Below are 228 nucleotides of genomic sequence, written 5' to 3'. Positions count from 1 at the left end.
GTTGATACAACAGGAAAAGACACAAAAAGAATAAAAGAATATATAGAAAACCAGTTGAGAGAAGATATGATGAGTGAACAGCTAACGCTTGACGTAGTTGACCCGTTTACGGGTAACCAGAAATAGTTAGCGAGTGGCGGACCGACATACGCTTTGAAGCGTAGCTGGAAGTTGAGCCTTATAGGCGTCAAATGAAGAACCCCCAGTTTTACTGGGGGGTTCCTTTTT

1 pseudogene is annotated in these 228 nt (G+C 42.5%); it reads left to right on the top strand.

The features are described from left to right. Window positions 1-126, top strand: a pseudogene (locus tag DWX74_RS11240) (IS200/IS605 family transposase); the annotation flags it as partial. Window positions 127-228: the final 102 nt, after the last annotated feature.

Source organism: Peptoclostridium sp. AF21-18, from assembly GCF_003478825.1.
Classification (GTDB): Bacteria; Bacillota; Clostridia; order Peptostreptococcales; family Peptostreptococcaceae; genus Peptacetobacter.
The sequence above is the reverse complement of the archived record's forward strand: the minus strand, read 5'-3'. Positions and strand labels throughout refer to the sequence as shown.